The organism is Mannheimia sp., assembly GCF_056854775.1.
This window is the reverse complement of sequence record NZ_JBXGGI010000122.1, coordinates 1-3,099: the sequence shown is the minus strand read 5'-3', so window position 1 is coordinate 3,099 and position 3,099 is coordinate 1. Positions and strand designations below refer to the sequence as shown.

The following is a 3,099-nucleotide window of genomic DNA, read 5'->3' as shown; positions in this document are numbered from 1 at the left end:
GACGGTTTTCGCCATACTTTACCGTGTTTAGCAATTAATTTATCTGCTTGAGTTGGTCCCCAAGTGCCTGCTTCATATTCGTAAACACGTCCACGATTCGCTTTGTAATCCAAAATCGGTTGAACAAATTTCCAACAAGCGTGCACCGCATCGGTACGGGCAAATAAGGTCGCATCGCCTTTTAACGCATCTAATAATAAACGCTCGTAAGCAGTTAAGAGGCTTGATGTTGAACTTAAATCCGAATAGCGGAAATCCATTGAAACCTCTTTCGCCTCAAAGCCGGCACCCGGTTTTTTCAAGCCAAAACGCATTGAAATGCCTTCGTCCGGCTGAACACGGATAATCAATTTATTTTCCGGTGCATTTTGGCTGAATACAGGGTGTGGCGTAGTTTTAAAGTGGATCACAATTTCCGTTACACGAGTCGGCAAACGTTTACCAGTACGCACATAGAAAGGCACGCCCGCCCAACGCCAGTTGTCGATTTCACATTTTACTGCCATAAAAGTTTCGGTGTTGGAATCTGCCGGTACGCCTTTTTCTTCTAGGTAGCCGACCACTTCCTCTCCATCCACCGTGCCTCTAGCGTATTGTCCTAAAATCACATCATTCTTCACGTCTTCTTCTGACAACGGGTGCAAGCAATGCAACACTTTCGCTACTTCATCACGCATTGAGTTAGCGTTGATAATTGCCGGCGGCTCCATTGCCACCATTGCTAATACTTGCAATAAGTGGTTTTGGAACATATCACGCATTGCACCGGAATCATCATAGTAACCGCCTCGATCTTCCACGCCGATAGATTCCGCTCCTGTGATTTCCACATAATCAATAAAATTACGGTTCCAAAGCGGTTCAAATAAGCCGTTAGAGAAACGTAAAACCAATAAGTTTTGGACGGTTTCTTTGCCTAAATAGTGGTCGATACGGTAGATTTGATGCTCTTCAAAACATTTGTGGATTTGAACGTCTAATTTTTTAGCGGTTTCAATATCGTAGCCGAACGGTTTTTCGACGATGATACGTTTCCAGCCGAACTCTTCGGTGGTTAAGCCGTGAGCGGCTAGACATTCAGGGATCACGCCATATAAACTTGGCGGAGTGGAGAGGTAATAAAGCGTATTGCCACCGGTTTGATATTTATCGTGTAATTCATCAAGACGTGGTAATAATTTAATATAATCGACCGCATCAGAAGTGTTAATTGCTTGATAATAAAGATGTTCGCAAAATTCATCTAATTTTGGACCGCTTGCTTTCTCAAATTTGACTAATGCATCACGCATTTTTTGGCGGAAAGATTCATCACTTAATTCAGAACGGGCAACACCTAATACCGAGAAATGTTCGCCGAGTCTGCCGATTTTATATAAATTGTAAAGGGCGGGAATTAATTTACGAAAAGTTAAATCACCTGAGGCACCAAAAATGACGATACAACTATTTTCAGCATTCATCTTTTATTTATCCTGTATTTGTTAAAATATTGTTTATATTGCAAGATTATCATAAAAATTGTTAATGGGAATACCCTATTTGAATAAAAATATTTTATCCCAATTTAGTAAGCTGTTTTTTACCATCACAAAGTAAGGGTTAATAAAAGTTTCACGCTGATTATAGGTTAATGGAGCAAAATTAAAATCGAAAACAGATCCGCCCACTTCATTGAGTAACACTTCTGCAACAGCGGTATCCCACTCGCCTGTATCGCCAAAACGGATGTAACAATCTGCCTGACCTTCCGCCACTAAACCTGCTTTTAAACTGCTTGAACCATATTGTAAGAACTGAGCCTCACGTCCTCCCATTGCTTGCAATACTTTATCTGCGTGGATTTGGCTACCAACGGCAATCACTAACGGTTTTTCAGCTTGTTGTTCTGCCTTTACAAGCGGTCGAATTTTGTCCTGTTCTTGCAAAAATGCACCGCTTGCTTCCATCGCAAAATAGAGTTTATCTACGATTGGTGCATAAATTACGCCTAAAACGGGCTGATTTTTCTCGCCTCTTTTCTGTACTAAACCAATCACTATCGAAAACTGATCGGTACGATTAATAAACTGTTGTGTACCGTCTAACGGATCAATAATCCAATATTCTTGCCATTGATTACGTTCAGACAAAGGGATATTACAACTCTCCTCCGACAAAACAGGCACATCAGGCGTAAGTTGTTGTAAACGAGTAGTTAAAAATTGGCTGATAAACAAATCCGCCTCTGTAACAGGCGTATCATCTGCCTTAATTTTAACCTCTACCGAACGTGCATAAAATTGCTTTAAATGCTCGCCAGCTTCTTTCGCAAGAGCGATAATATTATCTAGTAATTGTTGATTTAATTTTTGCATACTTTACCTCCTCAAGATCTATTTTTTTATTTATTTTTCTCTTTCAAATAGTCTCTTAACATAAATAAGGCGGATAAATTCCGTGATTCTGCAAAACTCGGTTCTGCCAATAACTCATCTATTTTATCCAGCGGATAACGCACAATTTCCAACGGTTCAGGCTCGTCTCCCTCTAATTTGGAAGGGTAAAGATCTTCCGCCACAAAAACGTGCATTAAACCATACATATGGCTTGGCGAACTATAAAGCGAACGCAGAAAATCTAACTTTTTCGCCCCGAAACCAATTTCTTCCTGTAATTCTCGATTGGCACTTTCAATCGGCTCTTCGCCGGCATCAACAATGCCTTTAGGGAAACTTAACTCATAACGCTCAGAACCAACGGCATACTCTTTAATCATAATCAGTTCATTATGCTGAATAGGCATTACCAGCACCGCAGAACGGCGTTGTGGCGTTAGGCGTTCGTAAACTCGCTCTTCACCGTTGGAAAACCGCAAATCGACCGATTGCACCTCAAAAATGCGAGTTTTAGCAAGAGTTTCAATCTTTAGAATGTCAGGAAGCTGTTTTTTCATTTTATATTACCTTTTTAGAGTTATTTTAGTTGAAAAAATACATTTTCGCTCTAATATTTCAACTATTCTTTTGATTTTAAGGCAGAAAATGAAAAATAAACACGAAAAAGCAGACAATGATAACGAAGTCCGCCTAGATAAGTGGCTTTGGGCGGCTCGTTTCT

Annotated in this window: 3 protein-coding genes; all 3 read right to left on the bottom strand. The window is 40.3% G+C overall.

Going from position 1 to position 3,099, the window contains the following annotated elements:
- Window positions 1-1,463: glucose-6-phosphate dehydrogenase (zwf, locus tag ACJHV0_RS08765; RefSeq protein ID WP_483133955.1), on the bottom strand; the 1,463-nt coding region annotated here is incomplete at its 3' end.
- 75 nt (window positions 1,464-1,538) lie between these two features.
- Entirely contained in the window at window positions 1,539-2,357 is an 819-nt protein-coding gene (gene cysQ / locus ACJHV0_RS08760; protein ID WP_283386392.1) for a 3'(2'),5'-bisphosphate nucleotidase CysQ, read from the bottom strand.
- Window positions 2,358-2,383: 26 nt separating this feature from the next.
- Window positions 2,384-2,935, bottom strand: coding sequence for an ADP compounds hydrolase NudE (nudE, locus tag ACJHV0_RS08755; protein WP_334234861.1), 552 nt, complete (start codon window positions 2,933-2,935; stop codon window positions 2,384-2,386).
- Window positions 2,936-3,099 lie beyond the last annotated feature (164 nt).